This is a genomic window from Actinospica durhamensis, from assembly GCF_018139695.1.
GTDB classification, from domain to species: Bacteria; Actinomycetota; Actinomycetes; order Streptomycetales; family Catenulisporaceae; genus Actinospica; species Actinospica durhamensis.
Genome location: NZ_JAGSOG010000010.1, coordinates 53,584 through 72,459 on the forward strand (window position 1 = coordinate 53,584; position 18,876 = coordinate 72,459).

General features: G+C 72.7%; 15 protein-coding genes. 7 read left to right on the forward strand and 8 right to left on the reverse strand.

What is annotated here, in order from left to right; genetic code table 11:
* The first annotated feature begins 7 nt into the window (after positions 1 to 7).
* The 3 genes from rimI (at position 8) to KDL01_RS03985 (ending at position 2,783) form a co-directional block, all read left to right on the forward strand.
* Positions 8 to 571 carry a ribosomal protein S18-alanine N-acetyltransferase gene (gene rimI / locus KDL01_RS03975; protein ID WP_212526944.1) on the forward strand — a complete coding sequence of 188 codons (564 nt, stop codon included), beginning with the start codon at positions 8 to 10 and terminating at the stop codon, positions 569 to 571.
* Positions 568 to 1,620 carry a tRNA (adenosine(37)-N6)-threonylcarbamoyltransferase complex transferase subunit TsaD gene (gene tsaD, locus KDL01_RS03980; protein WP_212526927.1) on the forward strand — a complete coding sequence of 351 codons (1,053 nt, stop codon included), beginning with the start codon at positions 568 to 570 and terminating at the stop codon, positions 1,618 to 1,620. Before rimI ends, tsaD begins: the two co-directional genes overlap by 4 nt.
* A gap of 191 nt (positions 1,621 to 1,811) precedes the next feature.
* Positions 1,812 to 2,783 carry a hypothetical protein gene (locus KDL01_RS03985; RefSeq protein WP_212526928.1) on the forward strand — a complete coding sequence of 324 codons (972 nt, stop codon included), beginning with the start codon at positions 1,812 to 1,814 and terminating at the stop codon, positions 2,781 to 2,783.
* A 31-nt stretch (positions 2,784 to 2,814) separates the two neighbouring features.
* Here KDL01_RS03985 and KDL01_RS03990 read toward each other — a convergent pair whose 3' ends face one another.
* The 4 genes from KDL01_RS03990 to KDL01_RS04005 all read right to left on the reverse strand — a co-directional run bounded on the left by KDL01_RS03990 (position 2,815) and on the right by KDL01_RS04005 (position 6,886).
* Positions 2,815 to 3,246 carry an FMN-binding protein gene (locus KDL01_RS03990; RefSeq protein ID WP_212526929.1) on the reverse strand — a complete coding sequence of 144 codons (432 nt, stop codon included), beginning with the start codon at positions 3,244 to 3,246 and terminating at the stop codon, positions 2,815 to 2,817.
* A 52-nt stretch (positions 3,247 to 3,298) separates the two neighbouring features.
* On the reverse strand, positions 3,299 to 4,762 hold the full coding sequence (locus KDL01_RS03995; RefSeq protein WP_212526930.1) for a ferredoxin reductase family protein: 1,464 nt from the start codon (positions 4,760 to 4,762) through the stop codon (positions 3,299 to 3,301).
* A gap of 93 nt (positions 4,763 to 4,855) precedes the next feature.
* Positions 4,856 to 5,284 carry an OsmC family protein gene (locus KDL01_RS04000; RefSeq protein WP_212526931.1) on the reverse strand — a complete coding sequence of 143 codons (429 nt, stop codon included), beginning with the start codon at positions 5,282 to 5,284 and terminating at the stop codon, positions 4,856 to 4,858.
* A gap of 96 nt (positions 5,285 to 5,380) precedes the next feature.
* Positions 5,381 to 6,886 carry a DUF2079 domain-containing protein gene (locus tag KDL01_RS04005; RefSeq protein WP_212526932.1) on the reverse strand — a complete coding sequence of 502 codons (1,506 nt, stop codon included), beginning with the start codon at positions 6,884 to 6,886 and terminating at the stop codon, positions 5,381 to 5,383.
* Between the two features lie 161 nt (positions 6,887 to 7,047).
* Between KDL01_RS04005 and KDL01_RS04010 the strand changes: the two genes are divergently transcribed.
* A complete protein-coding gene (locus KDL01_RS04010) occupies positions 7,048 to 8,295 on the forward strand; it encodes a class I SAM-dependent methyltransferase (protein ID WP_368861511.1) in 1,248 nt (415 codons plus the stop codon).
* Here KDL01_RS04010 and KDL01_RS04015 read toward each other — a convergent pair.
* Both KDL01_RS04015 and KDL01_RS04020 read right to left on the reverse strand, forming a co-directional pair.
* Positions 8,246 to 9,679 (reverse strand): sensor histidine kinase, encoded by a 1,434-nt coding sequence (locus tag KDL01_RS04015; protein WP_212526934.1) that lies wholly within the window; start codon positions 9,677 to 9,679, stop codon positions 8,246 to 8,248. The genes KDL01_RS04010 and KDL01_RS04015 overlap by 50 nt on opposite strands.
* Positions 9,676 to 10,380, reverse strand: coding sequence for a response regulator transcription factor (locus KDL01_RS04020; RefSeq protein WP_212526935.1), 705 nt, complete (start codon positions 10,378 to 10,380; stop codon positions 9,676 to 9,678). The genes KDL01_RS04015 and KDL01_RS04020 overlap by 4 nt, the downstream gene beginning before the upstream one ends.
* A 94-nt stretch (positions 10,381 to 10,474) precedes the next feature.
* On the opposite strand from KDL01_RS04020, the gene KDL01_RS04025 reads away from it, so the two are divergent.
* Both KDL01_RS04025 and KDL01_RS04030 read left to right on the forward strand, forming a co-directional pair.
* Positions 10,475 to 11,056 (forward strand): hypothetical protein, encoded by a 582-nt coding sequence (locus KDL01_RS04025; protein ID WP_212526936.1) that lies wholly within the window; start codon positions 10,475 to 10,477, stop codon positions 11,054 to 11,056.
* A 375-nt stretch (positions 11,057 to 11,431) separates the two neighbouring features.
* Positions 11,432 to 12,889 (forward strand): glycoside hydrolase family 18 protein, encoded by a 1,458-nt coding sequence (locus tag KDL01_RS04030; RefSeq protein ID WP_212526937.1) that lies wholly within the window; start codon positions 11,432 to 11,434, stop codon positions 12,887 to 12,889.
* A gap of 208 nt (positions 12,890 to 13,097) precedes the next feature.
* Here the strand turns inward: KDL01_RS04030 and KDL01_RS04035 are convergent, their stop codons facing one another.
* The gene (locus tag KDL01_RS04035; protein WP_212526938.1) at positions 13,098 to 13,796 is read right to left on the reverse strand and encodes a class I SAM-dependent methyltransferase; all 699 of its coding nucleotides are present in this window, start codon (positions 13,794 to 13,796) and stop codon (positions 13,098 to 13,100) included.
* 146 nt (positions 13,797 to 13,942) lie between these two features.
* Here KDL01_RS04035 and KDL01_RS04040 point away from each other — a divergent pair, with 146 nt between their 5' ends.
* A complete protein-coding gene (locus KDL01_RS04040) occupies positions 13,943 to 14,833 on the forward strand; it encodes an alpha/beta fold hydrolase (RefSeq protein WP_212526939.1) in 891 nt (296 codons plus the stop codon).
* Positions 14,834 to 14,869: 36 nt separating this feature from the next.
* Here the strand turns inward: KDL01_RS04040 and fxsT are convergent, their stop codons facing one another.
* On the reverse strand, positions 14,870 to 18,796 hold the full coding sequence (fxsT, locus tag KDL01_RS04045) for an FxSxx-COOH system tetratricopeptide repeat protein (RefSeq protein WP_212526940.1): 3,927 nt from the start codon (positions 18,794 to 18,796) through the stop codon (positions 14,870 to 14,872).
* Positions 18,797 to 18,876: the final 80 nt, after the last annotated feature.

Genomic DNA, 18,876 nt, shown 5'->3' on the forward strand with positions numbered 1-18,876 from the left:
GCGCCGGATGCGCTGGTGGGACCTGCCCGGCGTGATCCTGCTGGAGAACCTGACCTTCCCCGAGGACGCCTGGTCGGTCGGGATGTTCTGGTCCGAGCTGGCCGAGGCCGGCAGCCGCCACTACGTGGTGGCCGAGGACACCGGCGCGCGCGGCGGACGGCCGGGCACGGACGAGCCGCGCATCGTCGGCTACGCCGGGCTGCTCGCCGGGGTGGGCGAGGCCGAGGTGCTCACCATCGCGGTGGACCCGGCCAGGGCCGGGCGCGGGCTCGGCGCGCGGCTGCTCACGGAACTGATGCGGGAGGCGGCCCGGCGCCGCTGCGACGAGGTGGTGCTCGAGGTCCGGGTGGACAACGAGCGGGCACAGAAGCTCTACCAGCGCTTCGGATTCGTCGGCATCGGGGTGCGCCGCGGCTACTACCAGCCGGCCAACGTGGACGCGCTGGTGATGCGCGCCGGCGGGGTGCTGGCCCGGTTCGGTCCCGGCCCGGCCGGGATCGCGGGCGGCGGCGCGCACGCCCTGCCCGCGGGCGGCGCCGAAGCAGACATCGAGAACAGGGTGAACCCATGACCGCCGACCAGCCGATCGTGCTCGGCTTCGAAACCTCCTGCGACGAGACCGGGGTCGGGATCGTGCGCGGGATCGAGCTGCTCGCCGACGCGGTGGCCACCAGCGTGGACGAGCACGCCCGGTTCGGCGGCGTGGTCCCCGAGGTCGCCTCGCGCGCGCACCTCGACGCGATGGTGCCGACCGTGCACCGGGCGCTGGACCAGGCCGGGCTCAAGCTCTCCGACATCGACGCGATCGCGGTCACCTCGGGCCCGGGCCTGGCCGGCGCGCTGCTGGTCGGGGTCGCGGCGGCCAAGGCGTACGCGCTGGCGCTGGGCAAGCCGATCTACGGGGTCAACCACCTCGCCGCGCACGTGTGCGTGGACCAGCTCGAGCACGGCCCGCTGCCGCAGCCGGCCATGGCGCTGCTGGTCTCCGGCGGCCACTCCTCGCTGCTGCTGGTGCCGGACGTGGCCACCGACGTGCGCCCGCTGGGCAACACCATCGACGACGCGGCCGGCGAGGCCTTCGACAAGGTGGCCAGGGTGCTCGGCCTCGGCTTCCCGGGCGGCCCGCACGTGGACCGCGCGGCCCGCGACGGAGACCCCGCGGCCATCGCCTTCCCGCGCGGCCTGACCGGCCCGCGCGACGCCCCGTACGACTTCTCCTTCTCCGGCCTCAAGACCGCGGTCGCGCGCTGGATCGAGGCCAGGGAGCGGGCCGGGGAGCCGGTGCCGGTGGCGGACGTGGCCGCCTCGTTCCAGGAGGCCGTGGTGGACGTGCTCACCCGCAAGGCGCTGCGCGCCTGCAAGGAGAACGGCGTCGACCATCTGCTGATCGGCGGCGGCGTCGCGGCCAACTCGCGGCTGCGCGCGCTGGCCACCGAGCGGGCCGAGGCGATGGGCATCAGGGTGCGTGTTCCGCGCCCGGGCCTGTGCACCGACAACGGCGCCATGGTGGCCGCGCTCGGTGCGCAGTTGGTGGCGAGCGGTGTCGAACCGAGCGCGCTGGACCTGCCGGCCGACTCCTCCATGCCGGTGACCGAGATCGTCGCTCAGGGCCTGTCCTAAGGTTTTCCGGGTCTTCGCGCGCCCCGGCGCCCCCCGGTGCGCCGCGTGAGCTCCCCGACAGTGTCCTGACGTGCGCGGACAGTAGCGTCACCGGGTGCAATCCACAGCCGCGGCGTATCCCAGGCCTGACACGCTTCCGGGCCGGGCGCTATCCTCGGGTGGGGGAGGGCCCGCGTCAAGGTGTGGGGAGCATGCTCGAGTACGACGATCTCGCAGGTGCCGTCCGGCAGTGGCGGCCGTCGACGACCGTGCGCCTGGTGGGCGGATGGGTCGCGATCGCGGGGCTTGCCGTGGCCGCCTCGACCGTGGCGGCGTGGGCGCGCGGTGACCTCGCGCCCGGGCTCGCCGCCCTCGGCGCGCTGGCCGGGACGCTGGCGGCCTGGTTCGGCTACGGCTACCTGCACCGCTTCCGGATCGCGCTCGGCAACGGGCTGCTGACCGTCGTCGGGGTCTGGTGCACCTACCGGATCCCGTTGCAGTACGTGGTGGGGGCGCGGGCCACCCGCGCGGGCGTGCTGTTCGAACTGAGCAACGGCGGGCGCTGTCTGGCCGGGGCCGTCGCGGCCCCCTCCCCCCGGGCCGACGCGGCCGTGAACGCGGTGCTGGCCGCCTCGGCCACCGAGCGCTCCCTGCAGGAGCTCGGGGACGGCCGCGGGGCCTTCGGGCGGGACGGCGCCGCCGGCGTGGCCGGCGCGCGGCCCCGGGGCTCGGTCAGGATCCCGGGACCGCCGCCGCCGATCCTGGCGACCATCGGCCTGATCGGCCGGATCACCTCGCGCAGCCCGCGCGCGACCGTCATCAGGTACGCGCTGTGCTGGCTGCTGCTGGCCGCGGCCTACGGCGCGTTCTTCGTCGCGCAGGACAGCGACGCCGCGACCACCTCGACCGCGCCCACCACCCTGCCGCAGCTGAAGGTGGGCGACTGCCTGACCGACTCGGCCGATCCGAGCACGATCACGCCGTGCACCTCGCCGCACACCGGGCAGGTGTTCATGGTGGCCGACTACACGCCCGGCATCAGCTGCGACAAGAGCGACCTCGATCAGAGCCGGCTGCCGTCCGACGCGTCCTACTCGGTGATCACGGTCTGGAACGGCACCAGCCGGACCTCCTGCCTGGTGGTGACGAGCGCGATCACCTGGTCCGTGGTCAAGTCCTCCTGACCCGGCCACGGACCCGGATGCACCGACGCCGTCACCCCATCGGCGTGGCCGACATGCGCGGCGCGGGCGGGGCCGCGACGTCCAGGGCCGCCTCCAGCGACTGAAGGTACGCCTCGCTGGTGTAGGTGGCGCCGCTGACCGCGTCGAGCTCGTAGGTCTGCTTGCTCAGCACTTCGCTGTCGAGCACCGACGCGGCGTGCAGGGAGTCCTCCCAGGAGTGGTTGTTGTCGTGCGGCAGTTGCAGGGCCTTGACGGCGATGATGCGGGATCCGATGCAGGTGACCTGCACCTGCACGATCCCGTGGGCCAGCGCGATCTCGGGGCCGACCGCGGTGCGGGTGCTCGCCGAGGCGGCGTCGTCGGCGAGCGACGCGGCCTGTCGGGGCGAGGTGAACGCCTTGTCCACGATGACGAGGGCGAACACCGCGAGCGAGACCACGACGCAGAACAGGAATTTGCGCATCAGGTCCTCGTGGGTGCTTTCCGTGCTGTTCCGGGCTTTTCGGGCGGGCGGCTCAGAAGTCGAACAGTTCGCTGTGGATGTAGCGGCGCTTGACCCCGGCCTTGCGCAGGTTGCGGATGGAGGCGTTCACCATGCCGGGCGAGCCGCAGATGAACACCTCGCGCTCGCGCAGGTCGGGGATGCGCCACAGCAGCTGCTGCGGGTGCATCGGGTCCTCCTTCGCGGTCTTGCCGCGCTTGCCGAGGATCGGTAGGAACGTCAGCTTGCCCTGACGCTGCATCCGCCACAGCTCGTCCGCCATCAGCAGGTCGTGCTCGGAGCTGGCCCGCTGGGCGAAGATCACGTCGCGCTCGTTGCCGTCGAGGGTCTCGGCGATGGCCCGCAGCGGGGTCACGCCCACGCCGCCGCCGATCAGCAGGACCCGCCGGCGGCGCCGGAGCACGGCGGTGAACGCGCCGTACGGACCGTCCGCGAACACGCGCTGGCCGGGCCGCAGCCGGCGCTTGAGCCGGCGGGTGTAGCCGCCGACGCCCTTGATGGTCAGCCGCAGGGTGTCGTCGGTCGGATGGGCGGACAGGGAGAAGGGGTGCGACTGGTACCACACCCCGCGGGCCATGAAGCGCCAGCGGAAGTACTGCCCGCCGACGGCGTTGAGGTCGTCGATGTGCGAGCCCTTGATGTAGATGCTGAAGGTGTCCGGCGCCTCGGCCACGATGTGCGAGATGCGCAGCCGGTGGCGCACGTGGCGGCGCAGCGGCACGTAGACGCGGTGCACGAACACGGCGAAGGCGACCGCCACGCTCAGGCCGGTCCAGGTGTAGCGCGCGTACTCGTTGCGGGTGAACTGCGCGCCCATCGCGATCTCGTGCCCGTAGGCGAGAATCCCGGCGGGGTAGGCGATGAGGTGGATCATGTGCCAGCGCTCGTAGCCGAGCTTGCGCCGGATCTTGCGCGCCGAGCTCAGGCCGAGGCACAGCAGCAGCAGGTAGGCGATGGTGGCGATGAGCACGTCTGGGTAGGTGCGCATCACGTCGAGGAACACCGTGTTGACCGGCGCGCCGAGGCTGAGGGAGTAGCCGGCGAGCACGAGTCCCACGTGCATGGTCAGCAGCATGAACAGGTAGCCGCCGAGGTAGCGGTGCAGCGACGCCAGCCACGAGCCGATCCGGTGTTCGAGCCAGGGCAGCCGCGCCATCAGCGCGACCTCGATCAGCAGCAGGTAGCCGCCGATCAGCCCGGTCAGCTGGGCACCCATGATCAGCTCTTCGGACAGGTTCTGCACCCGTGAGGGCGGGGTCTGCATCCACCACAGCGTCAGCAGTTCGACCGCGCCGCCGAGCGCGATGATGAGCAGCAGCGTGCTCAGGGCCAGCCGGGAGAGCATCGGCCTGGCCTCGCGCACGGACTTGGAATGGGGATTGGGAAAGGTCCGCACGAACGGATAGATCGAGCCGGTGGTCTCGACCTCCGGCTCGATCCGTCGTATCACTCCCGCTGGACCGGGACTGGGCTCCATGGCCTGAGTAAACCGGGTCAGCTCGCTCGAGCGCAGGTTTTGGCCGAAGATTTCTTCGAGTTTTGAAGAAATATTGGCCGAACGGCACTGGACTCAGGCGAGGAACTCGGTCGAAAGCGTGATGGGCACCGCCTTGAGCGCCTGGGAGACCGGGCAGCCCTCCTTGGCGGCGGTGGCGAAGTCCACGAACTGGTCCTCCGTCAGGCCCGGCACGGCCGCGCGCACCGAGAGCCGGATCGCGGTGATCCCGGTGCCCGGCTGGAAGTCGACCTCGGCCGAGGTGTCCACCGTGGTGGGCGGCGTCCCGTTCTGCGCGAGCGCGTGCGAGAGCGCCATCGAGTAGCAGGTCGAGTGCGCGGCGCCGATCAGCTCCTCCGGCGAGGTGACGCCGTTGGGCTCGGCCGAGCGGGCGGCCCAGGTGACGTCGTACTCGCCGAGGTGGGACGAGTCGAACGAGACCCGGCCCTTGCCCTCCATCAGGCTGCCTTCCCAGTGGGCCGAGGCCTTGCGTGTGGTGGCCATAGGATCGCTCCTTGCGTGGTGAATGACCGTCAGGACGAGTCCTAGTCAATCACTCGTTGCGTCCGTGCGGTTCCAGCGCGCGCCGCCCCGGCTCGCTCAGCTGGTCAGCTTGAGCACGTAGATGCCGAACGCGTCGCTGTAGACGATCTGGTAGGTGTGGCCGGTGTGGCGGCTCTCGACCCACTGCACCGGGTCCGAGATGGTGCCGGGGAAGCCGGAGACCACCGTGTCGAGCACCACGTACTGCGTCGCCGGGTTGGAGTTGCCGATCCAGTACGCGTCGTCGCGTGCGGCCAGCGGGGCCAGTACGTTGATCGTGGCCTCCACCGTCACCCCGCTCGGCACGACCGACTCGGCCTGGCGCAGCGCGTCGGTGCGCGCGTCGAAGGTGAAGGTGCCCGGGTCGAAGAACTGGTTGAACGCGAACTGCGGGATCATCGCCGCGCAGGCCGCGAGCATGGCCACCGCGCCGTGCCGGCCCATCGCGCCGCTGACCGCGCCCGCCCAGCGCCGGATCGCGATCGGGTCGCTCTGCTCGACCGGGTCGAGCGGTGCCGTCGGCGGCTGCTCGGCCGCCTCCTGTGCGAGTTCCCCGGCCCCGGTCGCCACCACCTCGGGTTCGGACTCCTCGGCGAGTCGGGACTCCGCCTCCGATTCCAGTGCCACCGCGGCCTTCGCGCGGCGGGCCCGGTCGATGCCGTCGATGGCGGCTACGCACAGCACCGGCATCAGCACCGCGTTGTAGTGGTAGCCGGTGCCCCAGAAGCTGGAGTCGGTGGAGATGAAGCGCAGCGCCAGGTTCGGCACCACGAGCAGTCCGAGCGGCGAGCGGGCCGCGCAGAACGCCGTCACCGCGAGCAGCAGGAACACCAGGTCCAGCTTCGTCCCGGCGTTCGACTGCGCGGAGCTGAGCAGGCAGGTGATCGGGTCGTTCGAGCCGGTCGCGGTGGTCACCGCCCCGGTCGTGGCGGCCCCGTGGGTGCCGAGGCAGCCGTTCTTGCTCCAGTACGTGTAGACGTGCTGCGGGTTGAACATCGGGATCAGCCAGTAGATCGCGATCAGCGACCCGGCCGTGCCCATCGCCGCCACCGCCGCGCCCAGCACGAGCCGCCCGCGCAGCATCACCGCGAGGCCGATCGGCAGCACGAAGGTGAGCCCGATGTCCTCCTTGCACAGCAGCGCCAGGAAGCAGGACACCACCAGCGCCACCGGGCGGTCCTCGAGCAGGGCCCAGAGCGCGAAGGCGAGGAGTGGTACCGCGAAGGCGATCTCGTGGAAGTCGAAGTCCACCGCCTGCGCGACCCCGAAGCTCAGCCCGTAGGTCACCCCCACCGCGTACGCCGCGCCCTCGCCGAGCCGGGTGCGGGCCAGCCACACCAGCGGCACCGCCGCGACGGCGAACAGCAGCGCCTGCGCGATCAGCAGGGTCAGCGGGCTCGGGAAGAGCAGGAAGACCGGCCCGAGCACGGCCAGGATCGGATGGAAGTGGTCGCCGAGCAGATTGAAGTTCTGCCCCATGATGTCCACGATGGGCGCGTGGAAGTGCGCGTACTGTTTGACCGCCTCCACGAAGATGCCCAAGTCGTAGGAGCCCGGCGCCATCCGGTAGTACCGGGCCAGCGAGTCCGCGCCGTAGACCAGGAAAAGGGCGAGGGCCAGCAGCCAGGGTCCGTAGACCGACCGCGCCGTCCGTTCCGACCGGCTTGATCCTATTCGTGGGAAACGCACAGGGGGCAGGTTATCGAACAGTGCGGTAAGCCAGAATATGTCGCGTGGATCTCACTGAATTCGACTACTTGCTCACGGAGCGTGGCCAGGCGCTACTGGCTGAGCTCGCGGCCGGAGAAGCTCCGGATCCGCTGGCGGCCGCGACCCGGCTGCGCGCCCGCCACCCCGCCGAACTGGTCTCCGCGGCCCTGACCCAGGACCGGCTGCGGCGCCGGGCCAGGGCCAAGTTCGGCGAGCAGGCCGCGCTGCTGTACTTCACCGAGGCCGGATACGAGCAGTCCACCCGCCGGGAAGTGGCCCGGCTGCGCGCTGAAAGATTCATGAACGCCGGAGTGCGCCGGGTCGCGGACCTGTGCTGCGGCGTCGGCGGGGACGCGCTCGCCTTCGCCGCGGCCGGGATGGACGTGCTCGCGGTGGACCGTGATCCGCTCACCTGTGCCGTGCTGCGCGCCAACGCCGCCGCCCTCGGCCTTGCCGAGCGGGTGGAGGTACGCTGCGCCGACGTCACCGAGGTGGCGCTGGACGGGTGCGACGCGGTCTTCCTCGACCCGGCCCGGCGGGCCGAGCGCGGCCGGGTGTTCGACCCCGCCGGATATTCGCCGCCCTGGTCTTTCGCCCTCGGCCTGGCCGACCGGGTGCCGGCCGCGGGCTTCAAGGTCGCGCCCGGCATCCCGCACGAGGCCCTGCCCGCCGCGGCGGAGGCCGAGTGGGTCTCGGACGGGGGAGAGGTCAAGGAGGCCGGAATCTACTTCGGCCCGCTGCGCACCGCCGCCCGCCGGGCCACGCTGCTGCCCGGGCCGCACAGCCTCGCCTCGGGAACTGGGTTCATCGGGTCGGGCGAGGCGGGGTCGGAGCTCGTCGAACCGGGAATCCCGCAGGACCCGCCCGTCGGCGAGGTGGGGCGCTACCTCTACGAGCCGGACGGCGCCGTCATCAGGGCCCGCCTGCTCGGTGACCTCGCCGCGCAGCTCGACGCCCGCACGCTGGATCCGACCATCGCCTACCTGACCTCGGATCAGCTCACCGACACGCCCTACGCCGCCGCCTACGAGATCACCGACCTGCTGCCGTTCACGGTGAAGAAGCTGCGCGCCCTGGTCGCCGAACGCGGCTACGGCACCTTGACCATCAAGAAGCGCGGCGCCGACGTGGACCCGGAGGCGTTGCGGCGTCAGCTGCTGCGCCGTCAGTCCGGGGCGTCAGCCCCGAAGACCAACGCCGCGACCCTCGTCGTCACCCGGCACCGCGGTCGGCACGTCGCGCTCGTGGCACGCGCGCTTTGAACGCCGCCCTGGGCGCGGGCTGACGCGCCGTCAGCGTCGGCAGGCTCAGGTGCACCTGCAGGCCCCCGAGCGAGGAACGGCCGGTGGAGAGCGACCCGCCGACCCGCTCGGCCAGCTTGCGCACGATGTCCAGGCCGAGGCCGGTCGAGCCGTCCGCGCCGGTGCCCGCCCCGCGCGCCGGCAGGTCCGCCGCGGCCATCCCCGGCCCGGCGTCGTCGATCAGCACCGCCACCGTGCCGCGCCCGGTGTGCACGGTCACCTGGAACCCGGTGCCCTCCGGCGTGTGCCGGAAGATGTTGCCCAGCAGGGTGTCCAGCGCCGCGCCGAGTTCCTGCGCCGAGATCGCCACCACGTCGGAACGCTGCTCCGGGCGCGGCCCCGCGCCGGAGTACGGCGGCGCCGAGGCGGGCCCGAAGAAGCGCCAGGGCCGGTCCTCGTCCTCGGCCAGCGCGGACCAGAACGCGATCCGCTCCCGGGCCACCGCGGTCACCTCGCACACCGTCGCGGCCAGCGGACCGCCCGCCCCGCCGTCCCGTCCGGCCCGCGCGGCCTGGATGATCCGGTCCACCTCCTGCTCGAGCCGGGCCACCGACTCCTGGGTCTGGCGCGCGGCCTGGCCCTCGCCGAGCCCGGCCGCGTTCAGCCGCAGCGCGGTCAGCGGGGTGCGCAGCCGGTGCGAGAGGTCCGCGACCATCTCGCGTTCGGCCGCGATCAGCTGGACCACGCGGTCCGCCATCGCGTTGAACGCCTCGCCCGCCTCCGCCAGCTCGCGCGGTCCGCCCGCCACCACCCGCACCCCGGTCTCGCCCTCGCCCAGGCGCCGGGAGGCCTCGGCCAGGTGCCGTGAGGCGCCCACCACGCGGGTGGCCAGCCGGTCGGCCACCAGGGTGGAGCCGAGCACCAGCAGCGCCGCCACCACGCTCAGCGTCACCCAGGCCCCGACCAGGTCGTGGTCGCTGGCCGAATCGGGCAGGTAGACCTCGATCAACGCGGTCCCCGAGCCCAGCGCCTCGGGCTGGACCAGTTCGTGCCCGCCCGCGACCGGCAGCGAGCCGGCCCGGCCCGCGCCCACCGCCGTGGACAGCTGCGCGGTGGAGGCGTGGTTGGTGCCCAGCACGGCCCCGTCCGGCAACACGATGCCCACGGCCTGGCCGCCGCTGAGGGTGGACAGGGCCTCGTCGAGCCGGGTCTGATCCGTCGTCACCGCGAGCAGCGGCTCGAGCGCGGTGATCTGCGCCTGGGCCTGGTTCGTCGCGTTCTGCGTGGCGATGTGCTCCATCGCCACGCCCAGCGGGATCAGGAACGCCAGCGCGATCATGCTGGTCACCGCGAACGCCACCCGCGCCAGCGACCAGCGCATCCCGGGCGCGCGCGAGGCCGTCACGGCGAGGGCTCGGTCGGGCCGGTGTCGGCGGGCTCCATCAGGCGCACCCCGACCCCGCGCACCGTGTGCAGATAGCGCGGCCGGCTGGCCCGCTCGCCGAGCTTGCGCCGCAGCCAGGACAGGTGCACGTCGATGGTCTGGTCGTCGCCGTAGGGCAGCTGCCAGACCTCGGAGAGCAGTTCGCGCCGGGTGACCACCTCGCCGGGCCGGGCCGCGAGGTAGGCCAGCAGGTCGAACTCACGCCGGCTCAGATCCAGCCGGCCCCCGTCGAGGGTGGCCTGGCGCCGCCGCGGGTCGATCTCGAGGCCGCCCACCCGCAGCACGGTCGGCGCCGCCCCGGCGCCGGAACGCCGCAGCACGGCCGCGATCCGGGCCGCGAGGTGCGCCGAGGAGTAGGGCTTGACCAGGTAGTCGTCGGCGCCGGCGTGCAGCAGCCGGATGATCTCGCCCTCGTCGTCCCGGGCGGTGGCGATGATGACCGGGGTGCGGGTGACCGCGCGCAGCATCTTGAGCGCCTCGGACCCGTCCAGGTCGGGCAGCCCGAGATCGAGCACGATGACGTCGCCGGGGTCGCGGGTGGCCTCGCGCAGGGCGGTCAGGGCCGTGCCCGCGCTGCGTACGCTGTGCCCGAACTCGGATAATTGGCGTATCACGGTCGTGCGGATGTCCGGATCGTCTTCGACAAGCAGTACGCGAGCCATAGTGTGGCAACCTAACGGATTGACCGCGGACAGCCAATGGACGACCGGAGGCCGGCCGCGGCGGCGGCGAGAGCCGGGAAGGAGCCGAGCGGACGTGTCGAAGCGCGCCTTGTACGCGGTCCTGGCCTGGGCCGCGGCCACCGCCACCGCGATGGCGGTGGTGTGGGCCGGGCTCGACTCGGTGCTGTCCACGGCCACCGGCGGCCCGCATGTGGCCGACATCGCGGCCTGGCCGGTGCAGGACGCGGCCACCACCGCGGCCGGATCCGCCACCGGCAGCGGCGTCGCGGTCTCGAGTGTCACGGTGTCGCCTTCGGCCTCTGCCTCGCCTTCGGCCACCCGCGCGCACACCGGCGTCGCCGCGTCGAGCCCGGCCGCCGCGACGAGCAGCCCCGCCCCCTCGCTCTCGCCCACGCCCTCGGCGCCCGTCCCGGAGTCGGACGAGGTCGAGCGCAGGTACACCACTCCCGGCGGCACCGTGGTGCTCACCATCGGCGCGAAGATCGCGACCCTGGACGCGGCCACCCCGGCGCCCGGATTCAACGTCCAGTCCTGGAAGGGCGACGGTTTCGTCGAGGTCGAATTCGCGCCGCCGGACGCGGGCACGGCGTATGAAGTGATCGCCACCTGGGCCGGTACCTCCCCCACCGTGCAGACCGTCACCGCGGGTGGTTGACCCCTCGCCCTGAGGACCCGCGGCGCCATCCTCGTCCCCGCGGGGCCCGCCGCGCCGCCCCGAACGCCCTCGCGCGGGTCCCGATGAGCCGCGCTTAGGCCGCAGTTAAGGTCGCGGACCTGCGCCGGCGCGGGCCGGGCGGTCCTGAGGGAGCCTTAGGGCGCGGTTAATGATTCGGGGCTGTGACCCCCGGCCCGGCTCGCTAGCGTGGGGACCCGTCCGACTCCCACAGGTCTGGACCATTCATCCGGCACCCCAGCCGACCGACGCGTTTGCACCGGAGGACCTTCCATGGGCCAGCACGCCTCGTCAGCCCCCGCAGATCCATCCCGCGGCCGCGCCCAAGCGCCGCGCACCCCCCGCTTCTCCCGTCGCGTGAAGCTCACCGCGATCGGAGCGGGCGCCACCCTCGTCGTGGCCGGCGCCGGCGTGGTGATGGCCACCGGCGCCAACGCCGCCGTGCCCGCCGCCGCGTTCGCCGAGACCGCCACCTGGGACGGCGGCTACACCGGCCAGTACACGATCACCAACACCACCTCCAGCGCCATCAGCAGCTGGACCGTGGTCTTCAGCCTGCCCGGCGGATCCATCGTGGACAGCCTCTGGAACGGCACCGAGAGCGTCAGCGGCCAGACCTACACGGTCGCCAACGCCAGCTGGAACGGCACCCTCGCCGCCGGGGCCAGCACCACCTTCGGCTTCACCGTCAACGGCACCGGCGAGCCGAACAGCTGCACCATCAACGGAAACGCCTGTGCCGGCACGACCACGAGCTCTGCCTCGGCCTCGCCGTCCGCCGCACCGACCACCGCATCCCCCTCGGCCTCCGCGTCCGCGACCAAGTCCGCGACCAAGTCCGCCTCGCCGTCGGCCTCCGCGTCGTCGACCTCTGCCTCTCCGTCCGCGAGCGCCACGACCTCGGCCCCGAGTTCCGGCGGCTACGGCAAGTTCTCGCCGTACGCGGACCTCTCGCTCTACCCGCTCTACGACCTGAGCGGCTCGGCCGCCACCGAGGGCACGAAGTACTTCAACCTCGCCTTCATCACCACCGGCAGCACGGCCTGCACCCCCGAGTGGGGCGGGGTCACCGCGATCACCGACTCGTCCATCGGCACCGACATCGCGGACCTGCGGGCCGCGGGCGGCGACGTGCGCGTCTCCTTCGGCGGTGAGGCGGGCACCGAGCTCGCGCAGAGCTGCACCTCGGCCAGCTCCCTGGCCGCCGCGTACCAGTCGGTGATCAAGCAGTACTCGCTGACCGAGATCGACTTCGACGTCGAGGGCGCCGCGATCGCCGACACCACCTCGATCAACCTGCGCAACCAGGCCATCGCGATCCTCGAGTCCGAGGACTCGGGCCTGCAGGTCTCTTACACCCTCCCGGTCCTGCCCACCGGCCTGACCGGCGAGGGCGTGGCGGTGCTGAGCAACGCGAAGGCCGACGGCGCCTCGATCGCCGCGGTGAACGTGATGGCGATGGACTACGGCAGCTCCTTCCCCGGCGACATGGCCACCCTGGCCGAGGAGGCGGCGACCGCCACCATGCAGCAGGTGCAGTCGGTCTGGACCAGCCTGACCACGGCCCAGGCCTACGCGAAGATCGCCGTCACCCCGATGATCGGCGTGAACGACGTGAACACCGAGACCTTCACCGTGGCCGACGCGAGCGCCCTGGCCTCCTGGGCCAAGACCAACGGCCTGGCCTGGCTCGCGATGTGGTCCGCCACCCGCGACAGCGAGTGCTCCGGCGGCGCGCAGACCTACGCCGACGCCACCTGCTCCTCCGTGGTCCAGTCGGCCGGCGCCTTCGGCAAGGCCCTGAGCGCCTACTAGGCCTGTCTTCGAACCAGCGTCGGGTCAGGCCGCGGCGATGGCTTGAAGACACGGCCTAGACCGAGGCCCCGGCTCCCGGACCACCCGGAACCCCCGGCCCCGCTCCACCCAGAGCGCGGCGAGCCCACACGCCGCGGGAGCCCCCGGGGAGGCTCAGGCCCGCGATCCGCGTCGGCGGATCGCGGGCCTGAGCGGCTTTGCGCTCCGGCTACCGCGCGGGCACCGCGAGGAACCAGGCCCCGTCATCCGTCAGGACCCGCTCCAGCCGCAGATCCGCCCGCGCGAGGATGCGGGGCAGCGCCGCGTCGTCCACGTCGCGGGCCGTGAACTCGTGCTCCCACACGGAGCCCGCGAGCTCGTACGTCATCCGGCCGTGCAGCAGCCCGGGCGCCGGCCGGCCCAGCACGCGCAGGCTGCTGCGCAGCGTTCCGTCATCGTGTACTGAATCGGTCGCCTCCTCGACCCAGCCGCGCCGGTGCCGCTGCACGAGCACCGTCCCCGCCTCCTCGACGTGCTCCCGGCAGGTCCGCAGGAACGCCTCGCGCACCGCCTCGTCGGCGGCGTTGATCAGATGCGAGGGCAGCAGCACGACCGGGAAGCGCTCGGGCAGGCGCAGCGACTGGATCGAGGACCGCACGGTCCTGATATCGACGCAGCGCTCCAGCATCTCGGCCGACTCGTCCACGCCCACGACCCGGTGCCCGAGCCGCGCGAGCGGCGTGCTGATCCGGCCGGCTCCGCACCCGAGCTCCAGCACGGCCGCCCCGGCCGGCACCGCAGCGTGCACGAGCTCCGGCTCACCGCGCGGCGGGACCGCGGCGTACAGGTCGACGGCGCAGCCGTCGGGCGTGATCGGGCCGGGTCCGGAGCCGGCGGCCGGGGCGCGGGCGAAGGCGTTGGGGTCCATCCGCCCAGTGTGCGCCGACGCGGCGGGCCATGCGCCGGGTCGGCGAACGGGAGTGATCAAGACCCCCGGGGGTAGTGGCCCCAAAACCGGAGCGACTTCCCGGTGGGCTGCGTGCTGCGGGGAGGCAGGCGAGGGGAGAGGCCGCCATGGAACGCACGGTGTTCGCCCGGGACGGACGCAGGCTCAGGGTCCTGACGGTCGGGCCGCGCGGCGGGGCGCCGGTGTTCTTCCTGCACGGCACCCCGGGCAGCCGGCTCGGCCCGCACCCGCTGCCGATGCGCCTGCACCACCTCGGCGTGCGCCTGATCGCCTACGACCGGCCCGGTTACGGCGGCTCCGACCGGCTGCCCGGACGCCAGGTGCGGCACGTCGCCGCGGACGTGGAGACGATCGCCGACGAGCTCGGACTCGACCGCTTCGGCGTGGTGGGACGCTCCGGCGGCGGCCCGCACGCGCTGGCCTGCGCGGCGCTGCTGCCGCGGCGGGTGCGGCGGGCGGCGGCGCTGGTGTGCCTGGCCCCGTTCCGCGGCGAGGGCCTTGACTGGTACGAGGGCATGACCGGCTCGAACGTGCGCGAGTACCTGGTGGCGGAGAGAGGTGTCGGCCGGCTCGCCCCCGATCTCGAGGCCAGAGCCGAGCAGATCCGCCGCGACCCCGGCCGGATGCTGCGCAACCTCGGCCCCGAACTCGACCAGGCCGACTGGCGCGTGGTCGCCGACACCTCCATCCGGGCGGGGCTGAAGCGGGCCTTCGCCGAGGCCGTACGCACCTCCGGCGGCGGCTGGGTCGACGACGTGCGCTCCTTCACCCTGGACTGGGGCTTCGATCCCGAGCGCATCAGGGTCCCGATCTACCTCTGGCACGGCGCGCAGGACCGCTTCTCCCCGGTCGGCCACACCCGCTGGCTCGCCACCCGCATCCCGGGAGCCACCCTCGAGATCGCCCCGCTCGCCGCCCACTTCAGCGCGATGGAGGTACTGGTCGACGTCCTGCGCTGGATCGACGGCCGGGCCGAGCCCGCCGCATCAGCCGCCTGAGTCGCCGGCCGCGGCCGTGCGCCGGGCCGGCCGGGCTCAGATCGGCTGCGGCTCGAGATCCCAGTCGAGGCGCTGCGACTGCCGGGCGGCGCGGGTGTTGAAGTGCTGGGGGCCCATGGTCAGCTCCAGGCGCGCCACCACTCGGACGCGCAGGTGGGCGGCCTCGGCGGCGTGGCCGAGCTGGTCGAGGGTGACGGCGTGGTTGGACTCGAGGGCCAGCACGTCCGGGTGGTCGGGCCTGAGCACGTCGGCCAGCTTCCGCGCCGCATCCTGCTCGAGGATCGCGGCCGGACGTAGATCGCCGTTGTCGACAAGGCTGTTGGCCAGGTTCGCGGCGGCGATCAGGGTGTACGGGTGCCAATCGCCCAGCAGGCCGGTCAGGCCCTCGAAGGCGCGGCGAGCCAGGGTCAACGCCTGCTCGAACTCGCCCGTCTTGCGCGCGTAGGCGGCGAGGTTGTTGACGCAGCACAGCGTGTACGGGTGCTGTGGTCCGAGCCGGCTCTCGTAGCCGGCCAGCACGTCAAGGCACAACTGCTTCGCCTCGTCGTGCTCGCCCACCGCGGAGAGCGCCGCCGCGTAGACCAGCGCGCAGGACCGCAGGTCCGGATTCGTCTCGCCGAACCCCGACCGGTACCGGTCGAGGGTCTCCTGGGCGAGCGTGACCGACTCGGTCAGCTCGCCGGCCTTGCGCAGGGACGCGGCGAGGGACTTGGCCGTGCGCAAGGTCTCCGGGCTGCCGTCGCCGACCGCCTCGCGGTAGTCCGCGAGGGCCGCCCGCAGCAGGTCGACGGACTGCCCGTACTGGCCCGCATCGCGCAGGTCCCTGGCCAGATTCGAGCCCGAATACAGCGTGTAGGGGTGGCGCGGGCCGAGGGTCGAACGGCGCTGGATGTAGGTGCTCTGATCCAGTTCGAGCGCCTTGTGGCAGTCGCCGACCAGCCGGTAGTTCACGGCCAGGTTGTTCGCCGCCCCGAGCAGTCGCGCGTCGCCCTCGGGATAGACCCGCCGGTGCCGCTCGAAGGTGGCCAGGTCGCGCTCCAGCGCCTCCTGGAACCGGCCGAGGCCGCGCAGGTCGCCGGCGAGGCACAGGTGGCTCAGCAGCGTGTGCGGGTGCTCGGGCCCGAACAGGCGCTCCTGCTCGGCCAGCACCTCGGAGTCGATCCGGTAGGCCTGGTCGAATTCGCCCTGCAGCCGCAGGACGCTCCCGATCAGGTTCCGCAGCACCAACAGCTGCTGGTAGAGCAGCGAACCCGGGTCCGACCGTTGCCCGCCGAGTTCCTCGATGCGCTCGACCCAGTGCGCCTCCAGGCGGATGCCCGACTCCAGCGCGTTCTGGTACTCGCCCCGCTTCCACAGATATCTGATGCGGTCGATCAGCAGCTGGCGCACCGGGCCCTGGTCGCAGTCCATTGCGCGGGACGGGGCCAGATGCGGCCACAGCAGCACGTACTGCGGCCAGTTCGCCGGGTCGTCGGTGTCGCCGGACTGCGGACGGGCCGAGGCGAGCACGTCGTGCACGGCGTGCAGCGCCTCGTCGCGCTGCTGCGGGCTCATCCGGGCCTTGATGACCTCCTGGACCAGCCGGTGGATCCGCAGCTCCCGGGCCGCCTGGTCGAGCTGGAGCAGGCTCAGCCGCACCGGCTCGGCGACCACGGTGCCGATCATGCCGATGTCCACCAGCGCCCGGTCGAACCCGCGCAGCGTCTGGAGCATCGCGGTGGTGTAGATCAGCTGGCTGGTGGAGATGCCGTCCGGGTTCAGGAACGCGCACAGCTCCAGCAGCCGCGCCGCGGCCGGCCGCCGCTCCCGCAGGTCCTCCAGCGCGATGGTCCAGGTCGCCGCGACCGATACCGGATAGCCGTCCGGGGGCGTCTCGAGCACCCGGGTGATCTGCGCCGAAAGCTGCTCGAGGTACTGCTCCACCGGCGTTCCCGTGGTGCTCAGCCACGCGCCCGCGCTCTGCACCGCGAGCGGCAGGTGGCCGACCAGCTCGGCCAGGCGCAGCGCGTCGCGCTCGGTCAGGCCGGGGACGGTGCGGGTCAGGTGCCCGGCGCTCTCGGCCGAGGTGAACACGTCCACCTCGAGCGGGATCGCCCGCTGCGCCCAGGCCTGGTCGCGCGAGGTGATCAGCACGTGTCCCGAGCTGCCGCTGGGCAGGAACGGCGCCAGCCCGGACGGCTCCGTCGCGTTGTCGTAGACCAGCAGCCAGCGGCCGACTTCGCCGCGGCGCATCGCCTCGCGCACCGCCGCCGAGTCCTCGGTGATCGAGTCGCCGGTCCCGGGCAGCCGCAGCCGCCGCGCCAGCCCGGCCAGGGCCTCGTCGATGAATTCGGTCGACTCCGCGCCGATCCACCACACCAGGTCGTAGTCGGCGCTGAAACGCAGCGCGTACTCCTGCGCGAGCTGGGTCTTGCCCACGCCGCCGAGCCCGTGCAGCGCGACCGGCAGGATCACCGTGGCCGAGCCGCCCACGACGTGCTGGCGCAGCCGCTCCATCACCTCGTCCCGGCCGGTGAAGACGCTGCTGCGGGCGGCCACATTCCACACCCGGGGGTGGCCGGTGGGGTACCGGTGGCTCTCCGGCGACCGGATCTGGCCGGACTCGGAATCCGCGACCCCGGCCAGCCGCAGCAGCAGCGCCACGGCCACGGCCGGATCGGTCACCCCGTGCAGCTCACAGGTGGCGACCGCGGCCGGCCGCGCGTCGGAGCGCAGCTCGGCCAGGGTCACCACGGACAGCCGGCCGGAGTTCGACCACGTACGCAGCCGGCTCATCGCGCCCGGATTGCGAGTGGTCTCGCTCGACATCAGCGCCACGATCCGGGTGTGCGGCTCCGGCGTGGCACGCGCCTGCGGGTCGTCGAACAGTGCGATGGTCTGCACGTCGAAGCCGGCCTGCAGGTACACCGCCTCGATCCACTCGGCCCACAGCCGGTCCTGCGCGACGTACGCGACGGCCAGCTGCTCCTGCGGGGTCGGCTGCAGCCGGGATATCTCGGCCAGCAGGGACTTGCGGGCCGCCTCGTCCATCTCGGGCACGCCGGTGACCTCGCCCCCGGTGAGCACCGAGGCGAGCCTGAGGTAGGCATCCAGCAGGGTGTGCCGGTCGTTCGGGCTGTCGGCGAAGGCGGCGAGGGTCTCCTCGTAGCCGTAGTAGGGCACGTACGGGATCTCCACCTGCCCCCAGTACCGCGGCGAGGCCATCTCCTCGATCTTCAGCTCGGCGAAGCGCTCGCGCGCCGCGGCCCGGCCCGCGTCCGCCTTGTTCTTCTCCGCCTCGTCCACCCGCATCGGCACGGCCAGCAGCCGGATCGGGTGGTTGGTGAACTTCGAGACCCCGGCCGCGACGGTCAGCGCGCCCTCGAGGCCCTGGTTGTTCAGGGTGAAGCAGTCCACGATGACGTCGGGCAGATGCAGGGTGCAGATGTCGGCCACGTCGCTCAGCCCGGTGCGGCTGTCGATCAGCGCGTAGTCGTAGCCGGCCTTCATGTCCGCGCGGAAGGCGTTGAACAGCTCGCCGCCGCCGAGGTGCTCGTAGAAGCGCTCCCAGTCCAGGCTCGCCACCGCGCTGGAGTAGCTGCGGTTCTGCAGGCCGGCCGACATGTAGTGCAGCACCCCGCCGTCCGGGAACGGCCAGCGGATCGCGATGGCGTAGTCCCCGACCCGGGCCTGATCCCGGTAGTAGTGCGCTCCGCGCTCCTCCTCCGGCGTCTCGGCGGCCGACTCCTCGAACTCGCGCACCATGTTGACCACGCCCTTGGTCGCGGCCAGGGCGTCCGGGTCGAGCAGCGACTTGGCGAAGTAGCGGTGCAGCCCGGGCGACTCGAGGTCCCAGTCCACCATCAGCACCCGTTTGCCGTTGGCGGCCAGGATCCAGGCGATGTTGGCCAGCGCCATGGTGCGGCCGGTGCCGCCCTTGTAGGAGTAGAAGGTGACGACCTGCCCCGGCTTGCGTGCGCTCATGGTTGCGACCTCTTGCCTGCGCGTCTGGAGTGTCCTGGTGGGCGAGGGTGGTGAGGGTGGGCGGAACGGGTGCGGCGGCC

Excerpts from the sequence above, each read along its gene's own strand:
- KDL01_RS04000 (WP_212526931.1), bottom strand. The coding sequence starts at position 5,284 with ATGGCCACCACACGCAAGGCCTCGGCCCACTGGGAAGGCAGCCTGATG.
- KDL01_RS03985 (WP_212526928.1), top strand. The coding sequence starts at position 1,812 with ATGCTCGAGTACGACGATCTCGCAGGTGCCGTCCGGCAGTGGCGGCCG.
- tsaD (WP_212526927.1), top strand. The coding sequence starts at position 568 with ATGACCGCCGACCAGCCGATCGTGCTCGGCTTCGAAACCTCCTGCGAC.
- KDL01_RS03995 (WP_212526930.1), bottom strand. The coding sequence starts at position 4,762 with ATGGAGCCCAGTCCCGGTCCAGCGGGAGTGATACGACGGATCGAGCCG.
- KDL01_RS04035 (WP_212526938.1), bottom strand. The coding sequence starts at position 13,796 with ATGGACCCCAACGCCTTCGCCCGCGCCCCGGCCGCCGGCTCCGGACCC.
- KDL01_RS03990 (WP_212526929.1), bottom strand. The coding sequence starts at position 3,246 with ATGCGCAAATTCCTGTTCTGCGTCGTGGTCTCGCTCGCGGTGTTCGCC.
- fxsT (WP_212526940.1), bottom strand. The coding sequence starts at position 18,796 with ATGAGCGCACGCAAGCCGGGGCAGGTCGTCACCTTCTACTCCTACAAG.
- KDL01_RS04005 (WP_212526932.1), bottom strand. The coding sequence starts at position 6,886 with ATGGCGCCGGGCTCCTACGACTTGGGCATCTTCGTGGAGGCGGTCAAA.
- KDL01_RS04040 (WP_212526939.1), top strand. The coding sequence starts at position 13,943 with ATGGAACGCACGGTGTTCGCCCGGGACGGACGCAGGCTCAGGGTCCTG.
- KDL01_RS04020 (WP_212526935.1), bottom strand. The coding sequence starts at position 10,380 with ATGGCTCGCGTACTGCTTGTCGAAGACGATCCGGACATCCGCACGACC.
- rimI (WP_212526944.1), top strand. The coding sequence starts at position 8 with ATGCGCTGGTGGGACCTGCCCGGCGTGATCCTGCTGGAGAACCTGACC.